Source organism: Mycobacterium sp. NGS16 (assembly GCF_059813225.1).
This window is the reverse complement of the sequence record NZ_JCALEE010000001.1, coordinates 587,945-611,170: the sequence shown is the minus strand read 5'-3', so window position 1 is coordinate 611,170 and position 23,226 is coordinate 587,945. Positions and strand designations below refer to the sequence as shown.

Annotated in this window: 22 protein-coding genes and 2 riboswitches; of the genes, 12 read left to right on the top strand and 10 right to left on the bottom strand. The window is 69.5% G+C overall.

Translation table 11 applies throughout. The annotated features are described in order from the left end of the window. Positions 1-34 precede the first annotated feature (34 nt). Positions 35-691: a pyridoxamine 5'-phosphate oxidase family protein gene (locus AC5Y4Q_RS02975; protein WP_064922372.1), complete on the top strand. Its 657-nt coding sequence runs from the start codon at positions 35-37 to the stop codon at positions 689-691. On the opposite strand, the gene AC5Y4Q_RS02970 is transcribed toward AC5Y4Q_RS02975, so the two are convergent. Then, positions 673-2,262 (bottom strand): PPE domain-containing protein, encoded by a 1,590-nt coding sequence (locus tag AC5Y4Q_RS02970; protein ID WP_499957927.1) that lies wholly within the window; start codon positions 2,260-2,262, stop codon positions 673-675. The genes AC5Y4Q_RS02975 and AC5Y4Q_RS02970 overlap by 19 nt on opposite strands. A 29-nt stretch (positions 2,263-2,291) precedes the next feature. Beyond that, a riboswitch (cobalamin riboswitch) is annotated at positions 2,292-2,471 on the bottom strand. 81 nt (positions 2,472-2,552) lie between these two features. After that, positions 2,553-4,787, bottom strand: a complete 2,235-nt coding sequence (locus tag AC5Y4Q_RS02965) for an NADP-dependent isocitrate dehydrogenase (protein WP_499957925.1) — start codon at positions 4,785-4,787, stop codon at positions 2,553-2,555. Between the two features lie 142 nt (positions 4,788-4,929). After that, a riboswitch (SAM riboswitch) is annotated at positions 4,930-5,050 on the top strand. A 131-nt stretch (positions 5,051-5,181) separates the two neighbouring features. On the opposite strand from AC5Y4Q_RS02965, the gene AC5Y4Q_RS02960 reads away from it, so the two are divergent. The 5 genes from AC5Y4Q_RS02960 to AC5Y4Q_RS02940 all read left to right on the top strand — a co-directional run bounded on the left by AC5Y4Q_RS02960 (position 5,182) and on the right by AC5Y4Q_RS02940 (position 10,102). After that, positions 5,182-6,504, top strand: coding sequence for a bifunctional o-acetylhomoserine/o-acetylserine sulfhydrylase (locus AC5Y4Q_RS02960; RefSeq protein WP_064922375.1), 1,323 nt, complete (start codon positions 5,182-5,184; stop codon positions 6,502-6,504). Between the two features lie 11 nt (positions 6,505-6,515). After that, entirely contained in the window at positions 6,516-7,655 is a 1,140-nt protein-coding gene (gene metX / locus AC5Y4Q_RS02955; protein WP_064922376.1) for a homoserine O-acetyltransferase MetX, read from the top strand. Beyond that, the gene (locus AC5Y4Q_RS02950) at positions 7,652-8,401 is read left to right on the top strand and encodes a class I SAM-dependent methyltransferase (protein WP_064922377.1); all 750 of its coding nucleotides are present in this window, start codon (positions 7,652-7,654) and stop codon (positions 8,399-8,401) included. The genes metX and AC5Y4Q_RS02950 overlap by 4 nt, the downstream gene beginning before the upstream one ends. Before the next feature lie 236 nt (positions 8,402-8,637). Beyond that, a complete protein-coding gene (locus AC5Y4Q_RS02945) occupies positions 8,638-9,039 on the top strand; it encodes a DUF732 domain-containing protein (protein WP_234786353.1) in 402 nt (133 codons plus the stop codon). Between the two features lie 199 nt (positions 9,040-9,238). Continuing rightward, positions 9,239-10,102 carry a cyclopropane mycolic acid synthase family methyltransferase gene (locus AC5Y4Q_RS02940; protein WP_125225501.1) on the top strand — a complete coding sequence of 288 codons (864 nt, stop codon included), beginning with the start codon at positions 9,239-9,241 and terminating at the stop codon, positions 10,100-10,102. Between the two features lie 12 nt (positions 10,103-10,114). Here AC5Y4Q_RS02940 and AC5Y4Q_RS02935 read toward each other — a convergent pair whose 3' ends face one another. Next, positions 10,115-10,408 carry a DUF3017 domain-containing protein gene (locus AC5Y4Q_RS02935; RefSeq protein WP_165604341.1) on the bottom strand — a complete coding sequence of 98 codons (294 nt, stop codon included), beginning with the start codon at positions 10,406-10,408 and terminating at the stop codon, positions 10,115-10,117. Further along, the gene (locus AC5Y4Q_RS02930) at positions 10,405-11,253 is read right to left on the bottom strand and encodes a bifunctional methylenetetrahydrofolate dehydrogenase/methenyltetrahydrofolate cyclohydrolase (protein WP_064922165.1); all 849 of its coding nucleotides are present in this window, start codon (positions 11,251-11,253) and stop codon (positions 10,405-10,407) included. The genes AC5Y4Q_RS02935 and AC5Y4Q_RS02930 overlap by 4 nt, the downstream gene beginning before the upstream one ends. 71 nt (positions 11,254-11,324) lie before the next feature. Between AC5Y4Q_RS02930 and AC5Y4Q_RS02925 the strand changes: the two genes are divergently transcribed. Further along, a complete protein-coding gene (locus AC5Y4Q_RS02925) occupies positions 11,325-12,509 on the top strand; it encodes an NADH:flavin oxidoreductase (protein ID WP_064922164.1) in 1,185 nt (394 codons plus the stop codon). 78 nt (positions 12,510-12,587) lie between these two features. After that, a complete protein-coding gene (locus tag AC5Y4Q_RS02920) occupies positions 12,588-15,293 on the top strand; it encodes an ATP-binding cassette domain-containing protein (RefSeq protein WP_499957918.1) in 2,706 nt (901 codons plus the stop codon). A gap of 2 nt (positions 15,294-15,295) precedes the next feature. Here AC5Y4Q_RS02920 and AC5Y4Q_RS02915 read toward each other — a convergent pair whose 3' ends face one another. Genes AC5Y4Q_RS02915 through AC5Y4Q_RS02895 form a run of 5 tightly spaced genes read right to left on the bottom strand, consistent with a single transcriptional unit; the run spans position 15,296 to position 20,014 of the window. Beyond that, the gene (locus AC5Y4Q_RS02915; RefSeq protein WP_125225504.1) at positions 15,296-15,868 is read right to left on the bottom strand and encodes a pentapeptide repeat-containing protein; all 573 of its coding nucleotides are present in this window, start codon (positions 15,866-15,868) and stop codon (positions 15,296-15,298) included. Further along, positions 15,865-16,443 (bottom strand): GTP-binding protein, encoded by a 579-nt coding sequence (locus AC5Y4Q_RS02910; protein WP_064922161.1) that lies wholly within the window; start codon positions 16,441-16,443, stop codon positions 15,865-15,867. Before AC5Y4Q_RS02910 ends, AC5Y4Q_RS02915 begins: the two co-directional genes overlap by 4 nt. Then, positions 16,421-16,801 (bottom strand): DUF742 domain-containing protein, encoded by a 381-nt coding sequence (locus AC5Y4Q_RS02905; protein ID WP_499957916.1) that lies wholly within the window; start codon positions 16,799-16,801, stop codon positions 16,421-16,423. Before AC5Y4Q_RS02905 ends, AC5Y4Q_RS02910 begins: the two co-directional genes overlap by 23 nt. A 10-nt stretch (positions 16,802-16,811) precedes the next feature. After that, positions 16,812-17,258: a roadblock/LC7 domain-containing protein gene (locus AC5Y4Q_RS02900; protein WP_064922160.1), complete on the bottom strand. Its 447-nt coding sequence runs from the start codon at positions 17,256-17,258 to the stop codon at positions 16,812-16,814. Then, positions 17,255-20,014, bottom strand: coding sequence for an ATP-binding protein (locus AC5Y4Q_RS02895; RefSeq protein WP_499957913.1), 2,760 nt, complete (start codon positions 20,012-20,014; stop codon positions 17,255-17,257). Before AC5Y4Q_RS02895 ends, AC5Y4Q_RS02900 begins: the two co-directional genes overlap by 4 nt. A gap of 243 nt (positions 20,015-20,257) precedes the next feature. On the opposite strand from AC5Y4Q_RS02895, the gene AC5Y4Q_RS02890 reads away from it, so the two are divergent. The 4 genes from AC5Y4Q_RS02890 to AC5Y4Q_RS02875 all read left to right on the top strand — a co-directional run bounded on the left by AC5Y4Q_RS02890 (position 20,258) and on the right by AC5Y4Q_RS02875 (position 22,553). Continuing rightward, positions 20,258-20,722 carry a tRNA (cytidine(34)-2'-O)-methyltransferase gene (locus AC5Y4Q_RS02890; protein ID WP_064922158.1) on the top strand — a complete coding sequence of 155 codons (465 nt, stop codon included), beginning with the start codon at positions 20,258-20,260 and terminating at the stop codon, positions 20,720-20,722. Positions 20,723-20,966: 244 nt separating this feature from the next. Beyond that, positions 20,967-21,674 (top strand): DUF1326 domain-containing protein, encoded by a 708-nt coding sequence (locus AC5Y4Q_RS02885; protein WP_125225269.1) that lies wholly within the window; start codon positions 20,967-20,969, stop codon positions 21,672-21,674. A gap of 39 nt (positions 21,675-21,713) precedes the next feature. Beyond that, positions 21,714-22,046 (top strand): hypothetical protein, encoded by a 333-nt coding sequence (locus AC5Y4Q_RS02880; protein WP_499957909.1) that lies wholly within the window; start codon positions 21,714-21,716, stop codon positions 22,044-22,046. Positions 22,047-22,070: 24 nt separating this feature from the next. After that, a complete protein-coding gene (locus tag AC5Y4Q_RS02875) occupies positions 22,071-22,553 on the top strand; it encodes a hypothetical protein (RefSeq protein WP_499957907.1) in 483 nt (160 codons plus the stop codon). Between the two features lie 9 nt (positions 22,554-22,562). Here the strand turns inward: AC5Y4Q_RS02875 and AC5Y4Q_RS02870 are convergent, their stop codons facing one another. Then, positions 22,563-23,210 carry a nitroreductase family protein gene (locus tag AC5Y4Q_RS02870; protein WP_064921367.1) on the bottom strand — a complete coding sequence of 216 codons (648 nt, stop codon included), beginning with the start codon at positions 23,208-23,210 and terminating at the stop codon, positions 22,563-22,565. Between the last annotated feature and the right edge of the window lie 16 nt (positions 23,211-23,226).

Below are 23,226 nucleotides of genomic sequence, written 5' to 3'. Positions count from 1 at the left end.
AATATTGCACTAGTACATTAACGGAGGCAAGCCCGTGACCTACGCGCCGACACCGCAGACCATCCCCACCCGCTACCGGGAACGGGCCCGCTACGACCGCGACACCGTGCACCGCATCCTGGACGAGGCCCTGATCTGCCATCTGGGTTATGCCCGCGAGGGCCATCCGGTGGTGCTGCCCACCACCCATGCCCGGGTCGACGAGACGCTGTATCTGCACGGCTCCACCGGCAGCGGCCCGGTGCTGGCCGCCGGCCCCGCCGGTCTGCCGGTCTGCGTCACCGCCACCCTGGTCGACGGGCTGGTGTTGGCCCGCTCGGCGCTGCACCACTCGATGGCCTACCGCTCGGTGGTTGTCATCGGAAACGCCCGGCTGGTCGAGGACGACGCCGAGAAGCGCCTCGGGCTGGATGCGCTGCTCGATCACGTCGCGCCCGGACGGTCCACCGACGCCCGGCCACCCAACCGCCGGGAGCTGGCCGCAACGGCCGTTCTGGCCCTCGACCTCGTCAAAGTGTCCGCCTCGGTGCGTGACGGCGGCCCCAACGACGAACCCGAGGACATCGCGTTGCCGCACTGGGCCGGCGTGGTTCCGCTGCGCCTGGAGGCCGGGCCGCCGGAGCCGGCCGCCGACCTTGACCCGGCCATCGCGCTGCCGTCTTACCTGGAGTCCTACCGCAGGCCGCGCTGATACTCCGGCATCCAGGTGCGCGGCGTCATCGGCGTGGTGGCCCCGCCGCCGAAGGCGTCTCCGGACAGCGCGGTCAGCCCGCTCGGCAGCACCGGTTCTTCGAGGTCCATGTACTCATAGCCGCGGCCGAGCAGGTCGGCCTTGGCCTTGCGGCGCCGACGGGCCCTGGTGTTCTCCTCTGCGGCAACGGCCTCCGCGGGCGCCTCGGCGGTGTCGGGTTCGGGTGCTGTGCGACGGCGCACGCTGGTCCCGGCCGCCCGGCGGGCCTGCTGGCCCAGGCCGGCGACCATATACATGGCGGACAGGCCCTCCACTGGAGACAGCGGCGGCGCGGGCGGCGGCGGTGGGGACCCGGGTGCGGCCGGCAGCGGCGCCGGGTCGGGAGCCGGTGCCGCTGCGGGCGCCGGCGCGGGCGCCGGGACCGGTGGGGTGGGCGCCACCGTCAGCCCGGCGAACGGCGGCGGCGCCGGGGCCAGCGGCACCGGAACGGCGTGCAGACCGGCCAGGCCGGACAGCCCCGCCAGCCCGGCCAGCGGCGCGGCGGCCAGCGGCGCCAGCGCGGTGGTCAGCATCGGCAGCACCATCGGGATCAGCACCACCGCCTGCTCCAGCAGCGTCTTGAGCAGGGCGATCACGTCGGTGATGATGGTGCCGATGGCCTCGACGGCGGTGAACAACAGCGTCGAGGCGATGGTGCCGGGATTGCCGGAGGCAAACGCCGCGGTGAGGTCGGCGGCGATGAACGCGAACGTCTGCGACAGGTAGGCGGCGAACGAGCCGAAGTCCATCGGGTAGCCCAGTGCGAACGCGATGTTGTAGGGACTCAAGAAGCTCAACGGGTTTCCGGTGATCGTCAGCCAGGGGTCGAACCCGGCGAAGATCGACTGGAAGTAGGAGTTGCTGGCCAGTTCGTTGATCATCGGCTGCAACACGTTGTTGTAGAAGTCGGTGTAGCCGCTGTTCTGCAGCCACTCCATGATGTCGTTCTGGCGGTCCGGCGGCAGCTGCGGCTGGCTGGAGTCGGCTGATCCGACTTTGGCGATCTGCGGCGCCGCGACCGTCTGCGGACTCGACGCCACCGCCGCCCCGGCCACCGCCTGATAGGTGGCCATCACGGTGGCGGCCTGGATCCACATCCGGCCGTAGTCGGCCTCATTCACAGCGATCGGGATGGTGTTGACACCGAAGAAGTTGGTGGCGACCAGCACCGCATGGGTGGCGTGGTTGGCCGCCAATTCAGCCAGTGTCGGCATCGCCGCCAGGGCGCTGGTGTAGGCCGTGGCCGCGGTCTGCTGCTGGGCCGCGATCGCCGCGCTGGCGGCACCGGCCTGGGTCAGCCAGGCCAGATACGGCGCGTTGGCCGCCGCGTACGCCTCGGCGGACGGGCCCTGCCACGCCCCGGTCTGCACCGCAGCCAGCAGCGCCGCCAGTTCGTCGGCGATCTCGGTGTATTCGGTGCTCAGCGCCGTCCACGCCGCCGCCGAGGCCAACAACGGACCGGCGCCGGGGCCGGCCGATAGCAACGTCGAGTGGACTTCCGGTGGAGAGGCGATCCACATCGGCGCCGTCACGTTTGCCAGCTCTCTGGGGTCGCCGCCCCGAATCGCAGGATGCGACGACGTGAGTGTCTGGCTCTCGGGTGAAGCTCATTCCCCCGATCACAGTGGCGGGACCGCTCCGGAATTGAAGCGGCGGTTCCAGCTTCGCTGAACCGCCGGATTCGCACCGGCTTCCTACATCGTCGTCGCCTTACCGGCGCATTGTCGCACGCTAGCCCCCGCTCAGCGTGAAGTTGGGCTCACTCTCGCGCTCGAACGTGAAGCTGTCTTCACGTTCGGCCGGGGGCCAGGCGCTCCGGACGTCAGGCCTTGGCGTCGATCGCGGCGTTCAGCGTCGGGCTGGGCCGCATCACCGCCGCCGTCATGTCGTGGTCGGGCGCGTAGTAGCCGCCGATGTCCACCGGCTTGCCCTGCACCACGGTCAGTTCGTTGAGAATGACGTCCTGGTTCTTGGTCAGCGCATCCGCCACCGCGGCGAAGTGCTTGGCCAGCGCGGGATCCTCGGTCTGCGCGGCGAGTTCCTCGGCCCAGTACTTGGCCAGGAAGAACTGGCTGCCGCGGTTGTCAAGCTCACCGGTCTTGCGCGACGGGCTCTTGTTGGCGTCGAGCAGCTTGCCGATCGCCGCATCCAGCGTCGAACCCAGGATCTTGGCGCCCACATTGCCGGTCTTGACGCCCAGGTCGTCGAAACTTGCTGCCAGGGCAAGGAATTCGCCGAGCGAATCCCAGCGCAGGTGGTTCTCCTCGACCAGCTGCTTGACGTGCTTGGGCGCCGAGCCGCCCGCCCCGGTCTCATACATGCCGCCGCCGGCCATCAGCGGCACGATCGACAGCATCTTGGCGCTGGTGCCCAACTCCAGGATCGGGAACAGGTCGGTGAGGTAGTCGCGCAGGATGTTGCCGGTGGCGGCGATGGTGTCCTGACCGCGGATCAGCCGCTCCAGGGTGTAGCGCATGGCCCACACCTGCGGCATGATCTGGATCTCCAGGCCCTCGGTGTCGTAGTCCTTGAGGTAGGCCTTGACCTTCTTGCGCAGCTCCGCCTCGTGCGGACGCTCGGTGTCGAGCCAGAACACCACCGTCATGCCGGAGGCCTTCGCCCGCTGCACGGCCAGCTTCACCCAGTCCCGGATGGCGGCGTCGGTGACCCGGCACAGCCGCCAGATGTCGCCGGCCTCCACGTTCTGGCTCATCAGCACCTCACCGGTGGCCAGGTCGACGACGTCGGCGACGCCGGCCTCGGGAACCTCGAACGTCTTGTCGTGGCTGCCGTACTCCTCGGCCTTCTGCGCCATCAACCCGACGTTGGGGACGGTGCCCATGGTGGCCGGGTCGAACTGGCCGTGGGTCTTGCAGAAGTTGATCAGCTCCTGATAGATGCGGGCGAAGGTGGACTCGGGGTTGACGGCCTTGGTGTCCTTCTGCCGCCCGTCGGCGCCGTACATCTTGCCGCCGGCCCGGATCATCGCCGGCATCGAGGCGTCGACGATCACGTCCGAGGGCGAGTGGAAGTTGGTGATGCCGTTGGCCGAGTCGACCATCGCCAGCTCGGGACGGTGCTCGTGGCAGGCGTGCATGTCCTCGATGATCTCCTCGCGTTGCGAGGCCGGCAGCGTCTCGATCTTGCTGTAGAGGTCAGACAGGCCGTTGTTGACGTTGACGCCCAAGTCGTCGAAGAGCTTCTGGTGCTTGGCGAACGCGTCCTTGTAGAAGACCTTGATGGCGTGGCCGAACACGATCGGGTGGCTGACCTTCATCATGGTGGCCTTGACGTGCAGCGAGAACATCACGCCGGTCTTGCGGGCGTCTTCCATCTGCTCTTCGTAGAACTCGCGCAGCGCTTTGACGCTCATGAACATCGAGTCGATGATGTCGCCGTCGAGCAGCGACACCTTCTCCTTGAGCACAATCGTCTTGCCGCCCTTGGTGTTCAGCACCATCTTGACGTCACGGTCGCGATCCAGGGTCATCGACTTCTCGCCGTGGTAGAAGTCGCCGTGGCGCATGGTGGCCACGTGCGTGCGCGACGCCTGCGACCACTCCCCCATGCTGTGCGGATGCTTGCGCGCGTACTCTTTGACCGCCTTGGGCGCACGCCGGTCCGAGTTGCCTTCCCGCAGAACCGGATTCACCGCGCTGCCCAGGCACTTGGCGTAGCGGCCGTGGATGTCGCGCTCGTCGTCGGTCTTGGGGTCCGCGGGATAGTCCGGCAGGTTGAATCCCTTGCCCTGCAGTTCTTTGATGGCGGCGACCAGCTGCGGCACCGAGGCGCTGATGTTGGGCAGCTTGATGATCGTGGTGTCGGGCAGTCCGGTGAGCCGGCCGAGTTCGGCCAGGTTGTCGGGCACCCGCTGTGCTTCGGTCAGGACGTCGGGGAACTCGGCCAGGATGCGGGCCGCCAGCGAGATGTCACTGGGTTTGACGTCGATACCCGCCGGCCCGGTGAAGGCCTGCACGATCGGCAGGAACGAATACGTCGCCAGCAGCGGCGCCTCGTCGGTCAGCGTGTAGATGATGGTCGGCTGGTCGGCGCACATGGCTGTTCTCCCGGCGTCAGGGTTCGTGTGTCGTTTTGCTCCGCGTTGTACACGGCGGCCCCAGTATCCCGCACCGCGTAATGGCGGCCACCGGCGGTGAGCAGGTGGCGACAGCCGCGCGGGATGCGATAGGCTGCGACACGGTCATGAGTGCCAGCGCTAAGCCCCGGCTTGCTGGCCGGCAACCCTCCAACCGCGGTGGGGTGCCCCGGGTGATTGACCGGGTTGAGTAGCCACCACCGGCTACGCGGCAAGCGCGGGTCCGCCACAACGGGCCCCCCGAGTAGACAGGGGAACCTGATGCGTGCCTCCTTGTGCCCGCTCGCCCGTTGCTGTTGTCGCTAACCCCACTCCTGCACCAGCGATAACACCTCACGAAGAAAGCATTCACACCATGACCGCCGGTAACAACTGGTCGTTCGAGACCAAGCAGATCCACGTCGGCCACGCCGGTGACCCGGAGACCGGGTCGCGCGCCCTGCCGATCTACCAGACCACGTCGTATCTGTTCAGCGACACCGACGAGGCCGCTGCTCGCTTCGCACTGGCCGAGCCGGGCAACATCTACACCCGCCTGACCAACCCGACCAGCGCGGTCATCGAGGAACGCATCGCCGCACTCGAGGGTGGGGTGGGCGCCACCCTGCTGTCGGCCGGGCAGGCTGCCAGCACGTTCGCGATCTTCAACCTGGCCGGCGCCGGCGATCACATCGTGGCCAGCCCGCGGCTGTACGGCGGCACCTACAACCTGTTCCGGTACTCACTGCCCAAGCTGGGCATCGAGGTCAGCTTCGTCGAGGACCCCGACAACCTGGAGTCCTGGGCCGCGGCGGTGCGGCCGAACACCAAGGCGTTCTACGCCGAGACCATCTCCAACCCGAAGATCGACATCCTCGACACCCCCGGCGTCTCGCAGGTGGCCCACGAGCACGGGGTGCCGCTGATCGTCGACAACACCATCGCCACCCCGTACCTGATCCAGCCGATCAGCCAGGGCGCCGACATCGTCGTGCACTCGGCCACCAAGTACCTGGGCGGGCACGGCACCGCGATCGCCGGCGTGATCGTGGACAGCGGCAACTTCGACTGGACCCAGGGCCGTCACCCCGGCTTCACCACGCCGGACCCGAGCTACAACGGCCTGGTCTACGCCGACCTGGGCGAGCCGGCGTACGCGATCAAGATCCGCGCCCAGCTGATGCGCGACTACGGGTCGGTGGCCTCCCCGTTCAACGCCTTCCTGATCGCGCAGGGCCTGGAGACGCTGAGCCTGCGGGTCGAGCGCCACGTCGCCAACGCCCAGCGGGTCGCGGAGTTCCTGGCCGCCCGCGACGACGTGCTCAGCGTCAACTACGCCGGGCTGCCCAGCTCACCGTGGTATCAGCGGGCACAGCAGCTGGCCCCCAAGGGCGTCGGGGGCGTGCTCTCCTTCGAGGTCGCCGGCGGGATCGAGGCTGGGAAGGCCTTCGTCAACGCGCTGAAGCTGCACAGCCACGTCGCCAACATCGGTGACGTGCGCTCGCTGGTGATCCACCCGGCCTCCACCACACATAGCCAGCTGTCCGGGGACGAGCTGCTGAGCACCGGTGTCACCCCGGGCCTGGTGCGGCTGGCGGTCGGCATCGAGGGTATCGAGGACATCCTGGCCGACCTGGAGCTCGGATTCGCCGCGGCGGCCGCTCAGCTCGGCGACTCCTCGGCGCTGGCGGCGCGTTGAGGCGGTCGGCGATGACGATCTCCGACGTGTCCAGGCAGGTGCTGCCCGCCGAGGGAGAGACCGGCGTGGTCGGGATCGGCTCGCTGCGCCTGGAGAGCGGGGCGGTGCTCGACGACGCCCATATCGCCGTGCAGCGCTGGGGTGAGCTGTCGCCGCAACGCGACAACGTCGTGATGGTGCTGCACGCGCTGACCGGGGACTCGCACGTCACCGGGCCCGCCGGCCCCGGGCATCCCACCGCGGGCTGGTGGGACGGAATCGTCGGGCCCGGTGCCCCGATCGACACCGACCGCTGGTGCGCGGTGGCCACCAACGTGTTGGGTGGCTGCCGCGGATCGACCGGCCCGAGTTCGCTGGCCCGCGACGGAAAGCCCTGGGGTTCACGATTTCCCGCCATCTCGATTCGCGACCAGGTGGAAGCCGACATCGCCGCGCTGGCTGCGCTCGGCATCACCGAGGTGGCCGCGGTGCTGGGCGGTTCGATGGGCGGCGCCCGCGGGCTGGAGTGGATGATCGGCCACCCCGACAAGGTGGGCGCGGGTCTGCTGTTGGCCGTCGGCGCCCGGGCCACCGCCGACCAGATCGGCACGCAGAGCACCCAGATCGCCGCGATCAAGGCTGACCCGAACTGGTGCGGCGGCGACTACCACGGCACCGGCCGCAGTCCCGACACCGGGCTGGCGATCGCCCGGCGCATTGCGCACCTGACCTACCGCGGTGAAGCCGAGCTGGACCGGCGGTTCGGCAACGCCGCCCAGGACGGCGAGGACCCGGCCGACGGCGGCCGCTACGCGGTGGAGAGCTACCTGGGCTACCAGGGCGGCAAGCTGGTGGCCCGGTTCGACGCGGGCAGTTATGTGACGCTGACCGATTCACTGTCCTCCTTCGACGTGGGCCGCGGCCGAGGTGGCGTCGCGGCCGCTTTGCGCGGCTGCCCGGTGCCGGCGGTGGTCGCTGGGATCACCTCCGACCGGCTGTATCCGCTGCGCCTGCAGGCGGAGCTGGCCGAGCTGCTGCCCGGCTGCGACGGCCTGCAGGTGGTCGACTCCGAGTGCGGGCATGACGGCTTCCTGCTGGAGACCGACCGCGTCGGCGAGCTGATCCGCCAGACCCTGGAGCTGGCGGGCCCGGCCGGGGACCGCCGGCGGTGAGCTCCGGGGCGCGGCAGGACCGATCGCTGTCGTTCGGCTCGCAGGCCGCCGCCTACGAGCGTGGCCGCCCGTCCTATCCCCCGGAGGCCATCGACTGGCTGCTGCCACCGAACGCCCGGGATGTCCTCGACCTGGGCGCGGGCACCGGCAAGCTGACCGCCCGGCTGGTGGAACGGGGCCTGGATGTCGTAGCCGTGGACCCGATCGCCGAAATGCTCGAGGTGCTGGCCGCGGCGCTGCCCGACACCCCGGCCCTGCTCGGGACCGCCGAGCAGATCCCGCTGCCGGACAACAGCGTCGACGCGGTGCTGGTGGCCCAGGCCTGGCACTGGTTCGACCCGGCGCGCGCCATCCCCGAACTGCTGCGGGTGCTGCGGCCCGGCGGCCGGCTGGGCCTGGTATGGAACACCCGCGACGAACGGCTGGGCTGGGTCAAGGAGCTGGGCACGATCATCGGCCGCGAAGACGCCCGCGACGCGGTGGATGCCGGCGTGCAACTGCCCGAACCGTTCGGCGACATCGAGGGCCATCAGGTGGAGTGGACCAACTACCTGACCCCGCAGGCGCTGATCGACCTGGTCGCCTCCCGCAGCTACTGCATCACCTCCCCGGACGCGGTGCGCACCAAGACCCTGGATCAGGTTCGGCAACTGCTGGCCACCCATCCGGCGCTGGTCGGTGCGACCGGGCTGGCCCTGCCCTACATCACGGTGTGTGTGCGGGCAACGCTGTCAGGCGCCGCCTGACCACATCCCCGGCCGCAGTTTGGTGCGACTTCGCCGGCGCTGCGGCGACAGCGCCGTACCCGAAGCGTGACCTGGCCGTATCGTCGACGTGACGGTGCTGCTGCAGAGTTGCAGCTGACGGGGGCTGTCCGGGTACCCCATACGAACATGGGGGGACCGACATGGGGCATAACCGCGTGCGAGCGGCGGTACCGACGGTGACCGCGATGGCGGCGGCCGGCACGATATGGGCGGGCATGATCACCTCCGTCTGGCTGGCGATACCGGCGCAGGCGAGTCCGGTCGACACCTCGTTCCTGTCCGATCTGGCCGGGGCGGGGGTCCCGGTCGGTGACCCGGCCGCGACGGCCGCGCTCGGCCAGTCCGTCTGCCCCATGCTGACCGAGCCCGCCGGCACCGCCGCCTCGGTGGCATCCCCGATCGCCGGACTCGGCGGCGGTCCGGCCATGTCACCGGAGATGGCGCAGCTGTTCACCGAGATCGCGGTGCAGGCCTACTGCCCGCAGATGCTGTCGCAGTTGGCCAGCGGCCAGGTACCGGAACTGCCGCAGATCCCGGGCATGTCAGCCGGTATCCCGGGGCTGTCCGGCGGGATCCCAGCCATCCCCGCACTTCCGGGCTTCCCCGCCGGCCTGTAACCCGGCGGAGGGCCTTGGCGGCCGTACCGGGCCGAATCTCATTGCGGCGCAAGTGCGGTTGCGCGCATCCGTTCTCCTGTTGTTTACCCGCGTCGGCGTTTGCCGCGGCCGACAGCGGGTATGCGGCTTCGGCCGGCCGGGAGGGACGGTCCTATGGGCGGCACTGACAAGGCCCCCACGGACCGAAAGGCCACCGCCCATGACTCACCGCCTGACCCCGCATTTCGCCGACGTGCAAGCCCATTACGACCTGTCCGACGATTTCTATCGGCTCTTCCTCGATCCGTCCCAGACCTACAGCTGCGCCTACTTCCGGCGCTACGACATGACCCTGGAGGAGGCCCAACTCGCCAAGATCGACCTTTCGCTGGGCAAATTGGGTCTGCGGCCGGGCATGACGTTGCTCGACATCGGCTGCGGCTGGGGTGCCACCATGCGCCGGGCCATCGAGAAGTACAACGTGAACGTGATCGGCCTGACGCTGAGCAAGAACCAGGCCGTCCATGTGGAGTCGATGTTTGCCGCGATGGACACCTCGTGCAGCAGACGCGTGCTGCTGGCCGGTTGGGAGGAGTTCGACGAGCCGGTCGACCGGATCGTGTCCATCGGGGCGTTCGAGCATTTCGGCTACGACCGCTACGACGATTTCTTCACGATGGCCCACCAGGCACTGCCCGCCGACGGCGTGCTGATGCTGCACACCATCTGCGGCTTGTCCCCGCAGGAGATCCTCGACCACGGCATGGCGCTGACGCCCGAGCTGGCCGATTTTCAGATCTTTTTGATGACCGAGATCTTCCCCGGCGGTCAGCTGCCGTCGGTCGGTCTGGTCAAAGAGCATGCCCAGAAGGTGGGGTTCACCGTGAACCGCATCCAGTCGCTGCAGCAGCACTATGCGATGACGCTCGATCACTGGGCGCAGGCTCTCGAGGAGCACGAGTGCGAGGCCATCGAGCTGCAGTCCGACGAGGTCTACCAGCGCTACATGCGCTACCTGACCGGCTGTGCCGAGGAATTCCGGGCCGGCCGCTTCGACGTCAACCAGTTCACGCTGGTCAAGTAGCCGGTCGCGGCGTCAGCTGGTCCCCAGCGGGTCGATGGTCGCGGCGATGTAGACCATCACCGTCGCCGCGGTCGTCATTGTCGCGAAGTCCAGTCCCCGGTCGCGCAGCACCAGCAGCCCGGCCCGGTCCTCGCTCAGCACCAGCCGCAGCGCGGCGGCCACCGCGGTGCCGATCCCGATCAGCAGCGCCCCGCGCCGCCAGAAGTTCGCCCCGACCAGCACGAACGCCGCCACGAAAATCAGGCCGACCAGCACGATCGGCCACTGCCGGATCAGCGTCGCGCGGACCTGCGTCAGCGGGTTCACAGTGCGTTCTCGACCCGTTCGACGACGTTGGTCAGCAGGAACGCTCGCGTCAACGGCCCGACGCCGCCGGGGTTGGGCGAGACGTGGCCGGCCACCTCCCACACGTCTGGGTGCACGTCCCCGACCAGCCCGGCGTCGGTGCGGCTGACACCGACGTCGACGACGGCCGCCCCCGGGCGCACCATCTCGGCGGTGAGCATGTGCGGCACCCCGACCGCGGCGACGATGATGTCGGCCTGCCGGGTCAACGCCGGCAGGTCTCGGGTTCCGGTGTGGCACAAGGTGACCGTGGCGTTCTCGGAGCGGCGGGTCAGTAGCAGCCCCAGCGGACGGCCGACCGTCACGCCGCGACCGATCACCACCACGTGGGCACCGGCGATCGGCACCTCGTAGCGGCGCAGCAGGTGCACGATCCCGCGCGGGGTGCACGGCAGCGCCGCCGGGGTGCCCAGCACCAGCCGGCCCAGGTTGGTCGGATGCAGCCCGTCGGCGTCCTTGGCCGGGTCGACGCGCTCCAGGGCGGCGTTCTCGTCCAGGTGGCCCGGCAGCGGCAGTTGCACGATGTAGCCGGTGCAGTCGGGGTTGGCGTTCAGCTCGTCGATGGTGTCGTTGAGCTGCGCCGTGCTGGCGTCGGCGGGCAGGTCGCGGCGGATCGAGGTGATGCCGACCTTGGCGCAGTCGGCGTGCTTACCGCGCACGTAGGCGTGTGAGCCGGGGTCGTCGCCGACCAGGATGGTGCCCAGCCCGGGCGTACGGCCCGTGGCGGCCAGCGCAGCCACCCGGGTTTTGAGGTCGACGAAGATCTCGTCGCGCGTGGCCTTGCCGTCCAACGTGATCGCACCCACGCCGATAGTCTGGCACGCCCGGCGGCGGTGCCAACGATCACGACCCGCTTCACGCGGCTTAAGCTCCCGATATGCCGACCCCCGACGTTTTCAGTCCCGCCAAGCTCGGTCCGCTCACGCTGCGCAACCGGGTCATCAAGGCGGCCACATTCGAGAACCGCACGCCTGGTGCGCTGGTCTCCGACGACCTGATCGAATACCACCGGCTGCCGGCGGCCGGCGGGGTGGGCATGACCACCGTCGCCTACTGCGCGGTCTCCCGCGGCGGCCGCACCTCCGACGACGGGCTGTGGATGCGCCCGGAGGCCGTCGCCGGGCTGCGCCGGCTCACCGACGCCGTGCACGCCGAGGGCGCGGCGGTCAGCGCGCAGATCGGTCACGCCGGCCCGGTCGCCGACGCCCGCTCCAACAAGGCGCGCGCCCTGGCGCCGGTGCGGTTCTTCAACCCGATCGGCATGCGGTTCGCCAAGAAGGCCACCCGCGACGACATCGACGAGGTCATCGCCCAGCACGCCGAGGCCGCCCGCTACGCGCTCGACGCCGGCTTCGACGCCGTCGAGATCCACCTCGGCCACAACTATCTGGCCAGTTCGTTTCTCTCGCCGCTGATCAACCGCCGCTCCGACGAGTTCGGTGGCTCGCTGGCCAACCGCGCCAAGGTGGCCCGCGGAATCGTGCAGGCGGTCCACAAGGCCGTCGGCGGGCAGATCGCGGTGACCGCGAAGCTGAACATGTCCGACGGGGTGCGCGGCGGCATCAGCCTCGATGAGTCGCTGACCACCGCGAAGTGGCTGCAGGACGACGGTGGCTTGGACGCCCTGGAGCTGACCGCGGGCAGCTCACTGGTCAACCCGATGTACCTGTTCCGCGGGCACGCTCCGGTCAAGGAGTTCGCCGGCGTCTTTCCCCCGCCGCTGCGCTGGGGCATGCGGATGACCGGCAACAAGTTCCTGCGCGAATACCCCTATCACGACGCCTATCTGCTGCGCGATGCCCGGCTCTTCCGCGCCGAGCTGTCGCTGCCACTGATCCTGCTGGGCGGCATCACCAACCGCCAGACCATGGATCAGGCGATGGCCGAGGGCTTCGAATTCGTCGCGATGGCCCGGGCTCTGCTGGCCGAACCGGACCTGATCAACCGGATCGCCGCCGAGCCGGCGACGGAGTCGGAGTGCATTCACTGCAACCAGTGCATGCCCACGATCTATCAGCGCACCCACTGCGTGGTCACCGGCGCGCCGGACGCGCTGCGCTGACGATCCGCCGGCGATCCGCGCCGACTCGCGGCGCAGTGGGCGGGCCGCCACATCCGTCCGCCCGATACAGTTGATCCGATGAGTCACCCTGCTCCGCCGGTGCTGACCGTGCGCTACGACGGGTCGCAAGGCACGTTCTCCGCAGGCCACGATGTGGTCATCGGGCGTGACCTGCGCGCCGATATCCGCATCCCCCATCCCCTGGTCTCCCGCGCGCACCTGCTGCTGCGCTTCGAGCAGGGCAGGTGGCTGGGGATCGACAACGGCTCCCTGAACGGCATCTACGTCAACGGTCAGCGGGTGCCGGTGATCGACATCCGCGACGGCCAGGCCGTCAACCTCGGCAACCCGGACGGGCCGCGGGTGTCCTTCGAGGTGGGCCGGCACCAGGGCCAGGCCGGGCGCCCGCCGCAGACCGTCTCCATTCAGCTGCCGCAGCCGGGTATCGCACGCCCGGGCCGGCCACCGCAACAGCAGGGCTGGCCCTCCCGTCCCGAGCATCCCGATCCGGCGCACTACCCGGATCCGCGTTCGGCCGGGCACGCCGGCGTCCAGCAGCCGTACCGGCCCGGCCCGCCGCCGCATCAGCCGGCGGCTCCCACCCACCGGCAGCCGGCATATCCGTCCGGTCCGGTCGGCCCGCTCAGCCCGGCCGGTTCCGCACCCGGCGAGGCCGCACTGCGGCCCGGCTACCAACCGCCCGCCCAACCGCCCGCGCCGCCGTCGGCGCCGGCCGAGGGATTTCCGCCGCGGCAGCCGTCCACCCGGATGGCGCCGGTGGCGGCAAAGCCGCCGGAGGTCGGCAACCTCGCCACCAAGATGATCGACATCCTGCGGCCGGGTTCCGCCGCGCCGCCGGAGGCACCGGCCGGTGCACTGACCATCGGCCGGGCCACCGACAACGACGTCGTCATCTCCGATGTGCTGGCCTCGCGCCACCACGCGATGCTGATTCCGACCCCGCTGGGCACCGAGATCCGTGACAGCCGAAGCATCAACGGGACCTTCGTCAACGGCGTCCGAATCGGCTCGGCGATCCTCACCGAGGGCGACGTGGTCACCATCGGCAACGTCGACCTGGAGTTCACCGGCGGCACTCTGCTGCGCCGCACCGAAGCCGCCTCGAAATCTGGAGGGCTTGAAGTTCGCGACGTCTGCTTCGACGTCGAGGGCGGCAAGCGGCTGCTCAACAACATCTCGCTGACCGCGCGGCCCGGCACCCTGACCGCGATCATCGGCGGGTCCGGTGCCGGCAAGACGACGCTGTCGCGGCTGATCGCCGGCTACACCAAACCGACGGCCGGTGCGGTCACCTTCGAGGGCCACAACATCCACACCGAGTACGCCTCACTGCGCAGCCGGATCGGGATGGTGCCGCAAGACGACGTGGTGCACCGGCAGCTCACCGTCAACCAGGCGCTGGGCTACGCCGCCGAGCTGCGGCTGCCGCCCGACAGCACCAAGGCCGACCGCGACCGGGCGGTGGCCCAGGTGCTCGAGGAACTCGAGTTGACCAAGCATGCCGACACCCGGGTGGACAAGCTCTCCGGCGGCCAGCGCAAACGCGCGTCGGTGGCCCTGGAGCTGCTGACCGGGCCGTCGCTGCTGATCCTCGACGAGCCGACCTCCGGCCTGGACCCGGCGCTGGACCGCCAGGTGATGCTGATGCTGCGCGGGCTGGCCGACGCCGGCCGCGTGGTGCTGGTGGTCACCCACTCGGTGTCCTATCTGGATGTCTGCGACCAGATCCTGCTGGTGGCGCCCGGCGGCAAGACCGCCTACTGCGGTCCGCCCAAGGAAGTGTTCACCGCGATGGGCGCCGACAACTACGCCGACATCTTCGCCAACGTGGGCGCCGACCCCGACGAGGCCAATCGGCGCTTCCTGGAGCGGGAAGGCGGCCACCGGGGTGCCGCCGCCGCCCAGGTCCCCTCGACACCGCCGGCCGACCTGGGCAGCCCGCCGGCGGAGAGCCTGCGAAAACAGCTGTCGACGATTGCGCGCCGGCAGGTGCGGCTGATCGTCTCCGACCGCGGCTATTCGATCTTCTTGGGCGTGCTGCCCTTTATCGTGGGCGCGCTGTCGCTGACCGTGAAAGGCAAAGGCGGCCTGGGCATGCCGGGGCCCGACGCACCGACCGAACCGCAGTACATCATGGTGCTGCTCATCATCGGCGCAGTCTTCATGGGCACCGCGCTGACCATTCGAGACCTGATCGGGGAACGCCCGATCTTCAAGCGAGAACAGGCCGTGGGCTTGTCGACGATGGCCTATCTGCTGGCCAAAGTCGCAGTGTTCTGCGCGTTCGCCACGGCGCAGGGGGCGATCGCCACCATCATCGTGATTCTGGGCAAAGGCGGTCCGACGCAGGGCGCGGTGATGTTCGGCAGCGCGAATTTCGACTTGTTCCTCGCGGTCGCCGGAACCTGTGTGGCCTCGGCGATCCTGGGTCTGGCGCTGTCGTCATTCGCGCAGTCCAACGAGCAGATCATGCCGATGCTGGTGGTGTCGATCATGTCGCAGCTGGTGCTGGCCGGCGGCATGATCCCGGTGACCGGGCGCATCGGGCTGGCCCAGGCCGCCTGGGTGACTCCGGGCCGGTGGGGCTACGCCGCGGGCGCCTCGGCCATCGACTTCAACAAGCTGGTCAACGTGCCGCAGATCCCCAAGGACCACCTGTGGGACCACACCAAGGGCATCTTCTTGCTCGACATGGCGATGCTGGCGCTGCTGTCGGTGTTCTACAGCGTGGTCGTGTGGTGGAAGATCCGGCTCAAGCGCTGAGCTCAGCGCTCGTCGGGCTCGCTGTCCAACCGCAACCCGTGGGCGGCCGCATACGCCATCGCCTGGGCGATGTCGATGCGTGTGCCGGTCAGCGAGGCGGTGGTCCACAGCGTCGGATCGACTCGGGCGCCGCGCAGATCCGCCTCATCCAGCCGGGTGCTGCTGGTGCGGGCGCCGGTCAGATCAGCCCCACACAGCACCGCTTTGCGCAGGTCGGCCTCCACCAGATTGGCTTCGCGGAGCCGGCAGCCACTGAAATCCACCGCACGGAGGTCACTGCCGCCGAGCCCGGCCAGCGTGAAGTCCACATCGTCGAGCACCAGCGGTCGCATGCGGCACTGCACGAACAGCGACCCCAGCATGCTGCACTGGACGAACTCGCTGTGCCACAACGAGGCCCGCGCGAACCGGCAATTCCGGAACGCCGACCCGCGGTGCTGCGACTCGGCGAAATTGGCGCCGCTGAAGTCGCATTCGTCGAACACCACCCGCTCGGTGTGCAGCCGCGAGAAGTCCTCGTCGCGGAAGTCGTGACCGACAAACTCACGTCCGGTCCACTCCGGTGCCGCGCTCAAGCGTGCGGCGCCAGGCTCGCCAGTGCGTATTCGCTGATCGCGATGAGCGCGTCGCGGGCCGACCGTTGGTCGCGGGCGTCGACGGTGATCACCGGAATGTGCTCGGGCAAGGTGAGCGCCTTGCGCACCGCAGCCACCGGATAGCGCGGTGCCCCGTCGAACTCGTTGACCGCGATCAGGAACGGCAGGTTGCGATGCTCGAAGAAGTCCACCGCGGCGAAGCTGTCCTGCAACCGGCGGCAGTCGGCCAGGATGATCGCGCCGATCGCGCCGCGCACCAGGTCGTCCCACATGAACCAGAACCGGCGCTGGCCGGGCGTGCCGAACAGGTACAGCACCAGGTCGTCGGCCAGGGTGATCCGGCCGAAGTCCATCGCCACCGTGGTGGTCCGCTTGTCCGGGGTGGGCTCCAGCGTGTCGACGGCCGCCGAGGCGTCGGTGACCAGCGCCTCGGTGCGCAACGGCATGATCTCCGAGACGGTGCCGACGAACGTGGTCTTGCCGACCCCGAATCCCCCCGCGATGACGATCTTCGTCGACGCCGTGTCCCGGCTAGCCGAGCGCTCGTAGGCCACGAAGCGTCCTTCCTATCAGTTCTCGGCGTTCGTCCCGGGTGGACGCCTCGTTCAGCGTGCGCCGCACCCGAAGGTAACCCGAGGTGATCAGATCCCCCACCAGGACGCGCGCAACACCCAGCGGCAAGTCCAGCCGAGCGGAGATCTCGGCCACCGACGGGCCCGTCGCACACAGCTCGACGATCCGGCCGCGCGGGTCGCTGGCCGGCCACTGGTTGGGGTGCGCCGCCCGCAACGTCTGCACCGGCGCTTCCAGCGGCAGGCTGACGTCGGTGTGGGTCCGACCGGCTGTCAGCGTATACGGGCGAACCAGCTGCGCCTCAGCATTCAGGGCCTCCGGGCTCTCGGGAGTGTCCATCACCGACACCTCACGAGCGGCCGCCCGGCGACGACGGCGCCGCCCGGCGCGCCGACTGCACCACCGCGCCGACCCGTTCCACCAGCACCGCCATCTCGTAGCCGATCTGGCCGATGTCGCAGGAGGCGCTGGCCAGCGTCGCCAGGTGCGAGCCGTCCCCGACCCGCATCAGCAGCAGGTAGCCGTGCTCCATCTCCACCACCGACTGCAGCACCCGGCCGCCCTCGAACAACTGGGCCGCTCCGCTTGCCAGGCTGGCCAGTCCGGACGCCACCGCGGCCAGCTGGTCGGCCCGTTCCTTGGGCAGATGCTCACTGGCCGCGACCGTCAGCCCGTCGACCGACACCAGCACCGCGTGCGACACCCCGGGCACCTCGCGGGCGAAGTTGGTCACCAGCCAGTCCAGCGAGCTTTCGGAGGCACGCCGCTGTTCACTGTTGTCGGTGGGGAAAGTCATTGCTGGTTTCGTCCCTGATCGGTGTCGAGGCCAGTCTCGAGGCCGGTTTCCCGGGCGTGCGACCTGGCGGCGCGCACCCCGCTGAAGTGGCTGCTGATCGAGGCGCGGATCGCCGCGGGATCCCGCTCCGGTGCCGCATAGGCGGGCCCGTGCGGCACGCCGTTGGATGCTACCGGCTCGTCGGTGTCGGCCGCAGGGCGCGCCGGATCGCCCGGATACTCCGGGGGTGTCTCGGGGTCGGCCGAGCCGGGCACCAGGCGGGCGCCGGGTTCGCGGACCGGCAGGCCGTGCTCGGTGTGGGCGACGACCGGGATGTTCTCCACCTCGGCGGCCACTGACCAACCGCGGTCCCACACCGACTGCCAGTCCAGATCGGCGCGCAGGTCGGGGTCGTTGGGGTCGCTGCCCAGCGCTTCGGAGAGCATCCGCTGATAGATGGTGTCGGTGTCGGGGTCGTTCGCGGCGCTCTCGACCCGGGCCCGGGCCGCGAAGTACGCCGAAGTGTCTGCCGGAGATGTCCTCTCGGGCACCGGTTCGGGCTCGCCGAAGTCCGCGTGGGCCGGTTCCGGCGCCTGGTCTTGGTCCTCGGCCTCCCACCAGGGCTGCGGCAGTTCGCGACGCCCCCGGCCGGCGTCGGCCGGCGGCTGCTCCTGGTCGAGGGGCACCCCGGTGATGCCACTGGAGCCCGGGGTGCGGCGCGGCAGCAGCGAGACGACGGGGCCGGGGTCGGTGTCCTCGGGCTGCGGGTACGGCTCGGACTCGCCGGGCTGGTAGGCCGCGGGTTCGGGCGCGTAGGACGGGGGCGGCGCGGCGGGCGCGGGGAACGTCGGGTGCTGCGGCGGGGCCGGTTCCTCGGCACTCTGGTGGGTCAGCAGGTGCGGCGGCAGGTACACCTCGGCGGTGATCCCCCGCGACCCCTGCGACGCCGGGAACAGCCGGACCTCGATGCCGTGGCGGTGCGCCAGCCGGGAGATCACGAACAGACCCATGTGGCGGGCGTTCTCCGGACTGAACTCGCCGCCGGACGCCAGCCGCATGTTGGCCATCCGCAGGTCGGCGTCGGTCATCCCCAACCCGACGTCGACCACCTCGACGACCACCCCGCCGTCGTTCTCGAAACCGGCCACCACCCGCACCGGCTCCGTCGGCGCCGAATAGCGCAGCGCGTTGTCGATCAACTCCGCGAGCAGGTGCACGCCGTCGGCCGCCGCGGCGCCGATCACCGTGATGTCGGGCACCAGCACCGTCTGCACCCGGTGATAGCCCTCCACCTCGGAGGCGGCGGCGCTGATCAGCGTCGCCAGCGAGACCGACCGGCCGCGCTCGTGGGGCACCCGAGCGCCGGCCAGCACCAGCAGGTTGGCGCCGTTGCGCCGCATCCGGGCGGCGAGGTGATCCAGCCGGAACAGGCTCTCCAGGCGGTCCGGGTCGTCTTCGTTGCGTTCCAGCCGGTCGATGAGCGCCAACTGCTGGTCGACCAGGGACCGGTTGCGCCGCGACATCGTCTCGAACATCTCATTGACCAGACGCCGCAGCCGGGCCTCATCACCGGCGAGCAGCAGCGCCTGGGCATGCAGTTCGTCAACCGCGTGGGCGACCTGACCGACCTCCTCGGTGGTGTAGACCGGCAGCGGCGCGGGTTCGCGTTCGTCGCCGGCGCGCACCCGGGCGATCTCGTGTTCGAGGTCGGTGTGCGCGACCTGCAACGCGCTGTCGCGCAGGGTGCGCAGCGGCCGCACCAGCGAGCGCGCCACCAGCCACACCGCCAGCAGGGCGGCGACGATGGCGGCCACCACCAGCGCGATGTCGCGGAAGGCGGCGGCCCGCCGGTCGGCGGCGCGGTCCTCCACCGCCTTGGTCACCGCCCCGGTGTTCTCGGCGATCAGCCGCGCGGCGATCTGGTCGGTGGTGCGGATCGACTCCCGCAGCACCGGGTTGTTGGGCAGCACCTGCACCGGATCGGACATGATCGCCATCCGGGTCACCAGCTGCTGCTGCAAGGACTTGGCGTCCGGGGAGTCGACGCCGAGCACCTCGCTCATCCCGAACAGCGTCGACGGCTCGGTGCCGGCCAAGGTCATCATCGAGCTGCGCAGTTCCGGGTCGGGAAGCTCACCGCCCCGGTTGACCAGCAGTTCCTGCATCATCATCTGACCGCGGGCGCCGACGGCGCGGCTGAGGGCCTCGGTCTGCGACCGGATCCGTTCACTGTCCACCCGCACCGAACCGGTGATGGCGTCCTCGGCGGTCAGCAGAATCGGCGCGTAGCCGGTCACCTCCTCGCGCAAACCCACCCCGGTGGTCGTCACCAGATCCAGCAGCCCCTGGCCGCGTTCGATCAGCGTGCCCACCCCGGACCGCACGTCGGCGGCGACGTCGGTGTGCGACAGCCGCGAGGCCAGCTCGTACTTGCGGTTCTCGAAGTTCTTCCGGGCGCCCTCGGCGTCGCCGTCGGAGGAAGCGGCGACCAGCGCATCGCCCAGCGCCGACATGTAGTGGGTGATCGCCGGGACCATCTCGGCGCGGTCGGCGACCAGCCGGAGCCGGTTGGCCTCCGACAGCGCGCTAGAGATCCGCAGCCCGCCGAAGACCCCGGCCAGCAGCATCGGCAGCAGCGCGATCGCCAGCACCTTCCACCGCACCGGCCAGTTGCGCACCGACCACCGCGACGGGCGTTTGGCCGCCGCTACTTCGGGCTGTTCTTCATAGTCGTCGAGCGCGGCGTCCACCCCGTGCGGGTGGTCGAAGAGCGTCACCGCTCGACGGCCGGCTCACCGACCGCTCGGCTGAAATTCACCGTCTGCGCCTTCATTCATCGCAAGCTTCCGGCACATCGCACCCGCTGAACCCTTAGCGGTGTGAGACCCGCCTTGATCTAGGCCGTCCTACGTCGGCAATTCGACGAGTATGACAGTCTGCGCGTGCCATCACCATAGCCTTTACCGAAAAGGCACAGCTCCCGAGATGGTTTCGTGTCCGGTAGCCGTAACCTCGGCTGCGTGTTCCGGGTGCTGTTCTATTCGCCGCGCATCCCGCCCAATACCGGCAACGCGATCCGGATGGTGGCGGCCACCGGCGCCGAGCTGCATTTGGTGGAGCCGCTGGGCTTCGATCTGTCCGAACCCAAACTGCGCCGCGCCGGGCTGGACTATCACGACCTGGCGGTGGTCACCGTGCACCCGTCGTTGGCCGACGCCTGGGCGGCGTTGATGCCGGCCCGGGTGTTCGCCTTCACCGCCCACGCGCAAACCTCGTTCGCGCAGGTGCGCTACCAAGCCGGGGACGTGCTGATGTTCGGTCCCGAGCCCGACGGCCTGGATGCGGCAACACTGGCCGATCCGCACATCACCGAGCAGGTGCGCATCCCGATGCTGCCCGGCCGGCGGTCGCTGAACCTGTCCAACGCCGCCGCGGTCGCGGCTTACGAGGCGTGGCGCCAGCACGGATTCGCCGGCGGGCTGTAGTCCCCCGCGCGTCGATCGCCACACCGAACCGCGGCGCCGCCAGCACACAGCACTTCGCCCTCTGGGAGCGACGACGTGTGCATCCGGGCGCGGCTGTGACCGGCCGCGTTGCTCGACACCTCCCTGACTCTCGGTGCCGCGCAGGGCAATCGGCGGGCTAGGCCACTTGCCGTCACCCGAGGCAACCGTGTACCGTCCGTGTATACCCCTACCCCGTATGGGTAGAAAAGAAGGAGAGGCTCTGATGGCTACATCGACGGCAGCGGACTGGCACCTGCGAGGCGAGTGGTTCGACGTGTGCAGCTGCAAGCTGCCCTGCCCGTGCACGTTCGCCCAGCAACCCACCCACGGTGACTGCTTGTTCACCCTGGTTTGGCAGATCCACGACGGGCACTACGGCGACACCGGCCTTGCCGGTCTGGGCGTGGTCGCGCTCGGCGAATTCGCCGGCAACATGTGGGTCGACGATCCCGACGCCACGATGAAATTGATGTTCTACGTCGACGCCAAGGCCGACACGGATCAGCGGTACGCCCTCGAGCGCATCTTCACCGGGAAAGAAGGCGGTTGGCCGGCTGCATTCGGCAGCCTCATCGGCAGGCTGGACCGGATCGAGTACGCGCCCATCACTTTCGACGCGGCCCAGGATCTGGCCTACTGGCGTGCGGAGATTCCCGGAAAGGTCGACGTGCGCGTCGAGGCGCTCACCGGCCCGACGGCGGACCCGAACCGGCGAGTCACCACCGTGAACGCACCGGGCGCGGAGATCGGCCCCGGCCAGGTGGCGACGTGGGGCGTGGTCAAACGCGACCACGCCGAGGGTTTCGACTTCTCCCACGAATACCGCGGCGGCTCGAGCAAACACTTCCCGTTCGACTGGCGGCCGGACACCGATCACCTCGAGGCCGGCCCGGACGTCGGCAGCCACTCGCAGTGCCAGTGCAACGCCTGATCTCGCTACATATCTCACCACCACCGAAAGGAATGTCTGATGGAAATCTCCCGCAAGCGCAGGGTCGCCGGCACCTTGGCCTTCACCGGTATCGCGGTGGCGATCTTCTTCGCCGGCGCCTGGGCGGGATCGTCCGGGATGCTCCCCCTCGGGCCGACTCCGGCCTTGGCGTCCCACGATACGAACATGCCGCCGGACCATGCGCCGGGCTCGGATGACTCGTGCTGCGACATGCCGATGCCGGCCGGCGAGATGGGTCCGGGCATGCACAAGCACGGTGGGATGGGCGCCGGCAAGATGCGACCGGGCATGCCCATGGAACCGCACAAGCCCATGCCGAAGTCGGATAAAACGTGCTGCGACAAGTCATGATCTGCGACCCGGAGCAGAATCCTCATGCTTGAGACCATCAATGGCCTGCCGGCGCATCCCCTGCTGGCGCACCTGGTCGCGGTCCTGGTGCCGGTGACCGCGCTGCTGGCGGTACTTGTCGTGCTCTGGCCGGCCGCACGTCGACGCATCGGTGGCGCCACGGCGTTCGTCGCCGCGGGCACACTGCTGGCGATCCCGCTGACCACGACCGCCGGCAGCTGGCTGCAGCACCGGGTGATGGGTGGCGCGATCCTGCGCCATCACGCCGCGTTGGGTGGCCAGCTCGTCGTGTGGTCGGCGCTGCTCACCATCGCCATGATCTGCTGGTGGGCGCTGCACACCCCGCTCTTCGCAGCAGAAGTGGGCACGCTGTCGCCCATGGTCCGTCGCATCGGTGTCGGCCTTACCGGGGCCGGCACACTGCTGTTCGCGGCCACGTCGACCTGGCTGGTGGTCCGCATCGGTCATACCGGCGCTGAGGCGATGTGGGGCGGGATGGCCTGCTGAGGGCAGGTGTCACCACGTGTCGAAGTGCGCCACCTGCTCGGCCGGCAGCCGCTTGGCCGGCTTGAAGTCGGTGCCCTTGGTGTAGGCGATCGGGAACAGCCCGCCCTGGCTGTACTCCTCGTAGGGGATGCCGAGCACCTCGGCGGTCTGCTTCTCGCCGTCTTCGAGCAGGTGCAACGTCGTCCAGCAGGAGCCCAACCCGCGGGAGCGCAACGCCAGGCAGTAGCTCCACGCGGCCGGGAACAGTGACGCCCAGAAGGACGCGCTGAGACCCAGCGGCGCCTTCTCCGGCCGCCCTTCCAGACACGGGATCATCAGCACCGGCGCGTCCTGCATGTGTTCGGCCAGGTATTTGGCCGAGGCGCTGACGAACTGCATCCGCTCACCGCGCACGTCGCCGTCGCCGTAGTCGGGCTTCATCCGGTCCAGGTAGGGCTCGGCGTTGGCGCGGTAGATGTCGGCGATCGCCTGCTTCTTGACCGGGTCGGTGACGAACATCCACTGCCAGCCCTGGGCGTTGGAACCGGTCGGCGCCTGCAGGGCGATCTCGAGGCACTCCATGAGCACCTCGCGGGGAACCGGCTTGTCGAGGTCGAGTCGCTTGCGAACCGATCGGGTGGTGGTCAGGACTTCGTCTGCGGACAAGTTGAGGTTCATGCCAGGAGGTTACCGC